Raw genomic sequence first — 3,899 nt, 5'->3', positions numbered from 1 at the left:
GTTCCCGCGCGGCGGGGCGTGCGTCGGCGACTGCTTCCTGACCGGGGACGTGCCCCCGAGCGATGCCGTCCTCGGGCACGAGGCCGTGCACGCGCGCCAATGGCGCCGCTACGGCTTCCTCATGCCGTTGCTGTACTTCTTCGCGGGGCGCGATCCGCTGCGCAACCGCTTCGAGATCGAAGCCGGGCTGGTCGAGGGGAACTACGTCCCGCGCGGAGCCTGAACGCCGGGGCGGATGCGCGCGCCGGGAGGGACCGGGTCAGCGGGCGGTGGCGAGACCGAAGCGCTCCGGCGTGTGGATCGCCGCCGCGTCGACGCCGTGACGCGACGTGAGGTCGTCGACGATCTCCGCCGTGCCGAGGTACCCGCCGGTGAGGAAGATGCGGGTGGCGTCGTCGTCGCAGCACAGCATTTCGCCGGCCCACCCCGAGACGGCCCGCGTGAGAGCCTGACCGGGCGCGCACGCCCGACCCGTGCCGGGAGCCCCCGCACGGCGCGAACGGTCGAGCCAGGTCACCGTCATGCGCGCCGGGGCCGCGATCGTCGTGATCCACGACGCGTCGGGGACCTCCACAAAGATGCGGCCGGTCGAGCAGATCGGCAGCGTCGCCAGGAGCGCCTCCATCTCGGCGAGCGACGTCTCGTCGGCCGTGATGAGGTGCTGCACGCGCGTGTGGCGCGAGGAGCGGCAGGCGGCGGCGTTGTGCTCGGCGGAGGTGGACATGATGGCATCCACTATACCCGCGATGAAGGGTTGCCTAACCTGTGTAGAGACCCGGGACGCGGGGAGCGTCACTCGACGAGCGCGGCTCGCAGGCGGTCGAGTTCGACCTCGGTCAGGCCGTGCGCCCGCAGGAACTCGGCGGGCGAACCGTACCTGGCGTCCAGGCGCTCGAGCAGCGCCCGCATGACGGGGGCCGGAGAGCGGGTGGCCAGTTCCTCGGCGTGCCGGGTCTCGGGATGCAGCGACCGGATGCCGGCGACCACCCGGCGATTGCGTTCGGCGGGGAGGAGCCCCTCGGTGCGGGCGTAGTCCTCCACCACGGCGTCGCGGTCCACCCCGGCGGCGGAGAGCGCGATCGCGACCGTGACGCCCGTGCGGTCCTTGCCGACGGTGCAGTGGATGAGCACGGGCTGCGCTCCCGCGATCTGGCGCACGGCGTCGACGATGCGGTCCGCCGAGCCCTCGACGAGCTCGTCGTACAGCTCGCCCAGGCTCACGTCGCGCTCGAAGAACGACTCGACCGACCCCAGGAACAGGGGAACCCGTCGCACCTCGACGTCGAGGCCGTCGAGCCGGCTGGGCTCCCACCGGACCTCGTCGTCGTCGCGGAGGTCGACGATCCGCCGCAGGCCGAGGCCGTCGAGCGCGCGCAGTCCGGCGTCGTCGACGCGCACGAGGTTGCCCGAGCGGTAGAGCACCCCCGAACGCGTGCGTCCCGCGCCGGCGGGCAGTCCGCCGACGTCGCGGAAGTTCAGCGCACCCGAGACGAGCGAGGTCACGCGCTCCCCCCGTTCCCCGGCGCCACCGGCGACGGCGCGGCACCGGCGCCCCCGCGCGGCGGCACCGGGTACCGCCCGGCGATCGCGACGCGGTTGAAGGCGTTGATGGCCACGAGGATCCAGCTCAGCGCGACGTACTCCCCTTCGCTCAGGATGCCGCCGGCATGGTCGTACACCTCGTCGGGGATGCCGTCCTCGTGGATGAACGTGAAGGACTCGGTGAGTTCGAGCGCCGCGCGCTCCCGCTCGTCGAACACCCCCGACTCGCGCCAGGTCGCGATCTGCGCGATCGTGTCGGCATCCACTCCCGCCGCCACGGCTCCGTCCACGTGGACGCGGACGCAGTAGGCGCAGCCGTTGAGCTGCGACGCGTGGATCTGCACGATCTCGCGGAGCCGCGTGTCGATGCCCGCGGCGGCCGCGACACCGCCGACGGCCTTCGAGAACGACCGCAGCGCGGCATACGCCTCGGGAGCCTTCTTCGACAGGTGCACGCGTCGTTCCTCGCTCATGCGGACAGCCTAGGGCCGTCCTCGGACGCCGGGCCGGCCGGCATCCGATCCCCGGAGGGCCCCGTGTGTCCGTCGGAGTCCGCGCGCTGGCGACCGGCGGAACGCACTGACAAGCTGGGCGGCATGCCCGAGACCGACGAGTTCTCCTTCCTGCCCGCCCAGGCCGCCGGCGCCGGCGTCGAGGTCCCGCCCGTCGCCCGGGTGAGCCTCACGCTGCCGGACGGACGCACGCTCAGCGGGCTGCGCTGGGGCGACGCTCCGCCGGTCGTCACGTTCCTGCACGGTGCGGGACTCAACGCGCACACGTGGGACACGACACTGCTCCACCTGGGCGTGCCGGCCATCGCGCTCGACCTCGCGGGGCACGGCGACTCGTCGTGGCGCGAGGACGCCGCCTACGTCGGCCGAGTGCTCGCGCCCGACGTCGCCGCGGCCCTCGAAACCTGGACGGACCGCCCGCAGGTCGTCGTAGGGCAGTCGCTGGGCGGCCTCACGGCCGCGGCCCTGGCAGCATCCCGTCCGGATCTCGTGGCGCAGGTCGTGATCGTCGACATCACGCCCGCCATCGATCCCAGCGGCGGTCCGGCCCAGCTGCGCGCCTTCTTCGCCGGCCCTACCGACTGGGCCACGCGCGACGAACTCGTCGAGAAGGCGCTGTCGTTCGGTCTCGGCGGCGCGCGCGAGGCCGCCGAACGCGGCGTCTTCCTCAACTCGCGCGTGCGCCCGGACGGGCGTGTGGAGTGGAAGCACCACTTCGCCCATCTGGCCGCGGCCGCCGCGGCGAGCGGCGCCGACCTCGGGACCCCGGATGCCGTGCGCGCGGTGCTCGCGTCGACCGGCTGGGACGACATCGAGGCGGTCCGCGCCCCGATCCTCTTCGTCCGCGGCGAGCGCGGCTTCGTCACGGCGGACGACGCCGATGAACTCGTCCGCCGTGCGCAGGATGCCGATGTGCGGACGGTGGCGACCGGGCACAACGTCCAGGAGGAGGACCCCGCCGGTCTCGCGGCGCTGGTGCGCGAACGGCTCGAGCGCGCCTGAGGGCGCGTCGCGGGAAGTCACACGGGCGCCCGCGGCGACGGGTGAAAGTAGGCTGGATCCACCCCACCCCACGGCTCCACAGCACTCGGATGCCGTGGGTCTTGCGAAAGGACACTCCCGCAATGCTGCGCCGTACCGCTCTCGCCACGAGCGCGCTCCTGATCGGAGCACTCCTGCTGACGTCCTGCACCGGGACCACGTCCCAGCCCACGGCGACGGGCGTCCCCGACCCGAACGCCACCCTGACCGTCCGGTTGTCGCTCGAACCGTCGAACCTCGACATCCGCCACACGAGCGGCGCCGCGCTCGACCAGGCGCTCGTCGACAACGTCTACCAGGGCCTCGTGACCCGCAACGGCGACGACGGCAACGCCATCGTTCCCGAGCTCGCGACGGACTGGAAGGTGTCGCCCGACGGCCTCACCTACACCTTCACCCTGCGCCCGGGCGTGACCTTCCACGACGGCAGCGCGCTGACCGCCGACGACGTCGTCACGTCGCTGCAGACCGCGAAGGACGACGCGTCGGTCCAGAGCAGCGGCGACCTCGCCGGCGTCGCCTCGATCGCGTCGACCGATCCGACGACGGTCGTCATCACGCTCGCGCAGCCCGACATCAACTTCCTCTTCGCGCTCACCGGCCGGGCCGGGCTGATCTTCAAGAGCAACGACACCACCAACTTCGAGACCTCGACGAACGGCACCGGGCCCTTCTCGGTCTCGTCCTGGAACACCGGGCAGAGCCTGACCCTCACCCGCAACGACGCCTACTGGGGCGAGAAGGCGGGCGTGGCCGAAGTCGTGCTCGATTACATCCCCGACCAGAGCGCCGCCATCAACGCGG

The 3,899-nt window shown here is 72.6% G+C and carries 5 protein-coding genes and 1 pseudogene; 3 read left to right on the top strand and 3 right to left on the bottom strand.

Annotation, left to right across the window (positions count from 1 at the left end; genetic code table 11):
• Positions 1-223, top strand: a pseudogene (locus I5G_RS17790) (Fe-S oxidoreductase); the annotation flags it as partial.
• 36 nt (positions 224-259) lie between these two features.
• Here the strand turns inward: I5G_RS17790 and I5G_RS17785 are convergent.
• From I5G_RS17785 to I5G_RS17775, 3 genes are all read right to left on the bottom strand, one after another.
• Positions 260-724, bottom strand: a complete 465-nt coding sequence (locus I5G_RS17785) for an SIP domain-containing protein (RefSeq protein ID WP_022880269.1) — start codon at positions 722-724, stop codon at positions 260-262.
• 68 nt (positions 725-792) lie between these two features.
• Complete coding sequence (locus I5G_RS17780; RefSeq protein WP_022880268.1) at positions 793-1,503, bottom strand: tyrosine-protein phosphatase; 711 nt, start codon at positions 1,501-1,503, stop codon at positions 793-795.
• Positions 1,500-2,015 (bottom strand): carboxymuconolactone decarboxylase family protein, encoded by a 516-nt coding sequence (locus I5G_RS17775; protein WP_022880267.1) that lies wholly within the window; start codon positions 2,013-2,015, stop codon positions 1,500-1,502. Before I5G_RS17775 ends, I5G_RS17780 begins: the two co-directional genes overlap by 4 nt.
• 123 nt (positions 2,016-2,138) lie before the next feature.
• Here I5G_RS17775 and I5G_RS17770 point away from each other — a divergent pair, with 123 nt between their 5' ends.
• Positions 2,139-3,056 carry an alpha/beta fold hydrolase gene (locus tag I5G_RS17770; protein WP_022880266.1) on the top strand — a complete coding sequence of 306 codons (918 nt, stop codon included), beginning with the start codon at positions 2,139-2,141 and terminating at the stop codon, positions 3,054-3,056.
• A 122-nt stretch (positions 3,057-3,178) separates the two neighbouring features.
• The coding region (locus I5G_RS17765; protein WP_022880265.1) for an ABC transporter substrate-binding protein at positions 3,179-3,899 on the top strand (721 nt) is incomplete at its 3' end.

The sequence above is a fragment of the Microbacterium sp. B19 genome, assembly GCF_000333395.1.
Taxonomy (GTDB): domain Bacteria; phylum Actinomycetota; class Actinomycetes; order Actinomycetales; family Microbacteriaceae; genus Microbacterium.
Note: the sequence above shows the minus strand (reverse complement) of the source record. Positions and strands in the feature narration are given on the sequence as shown.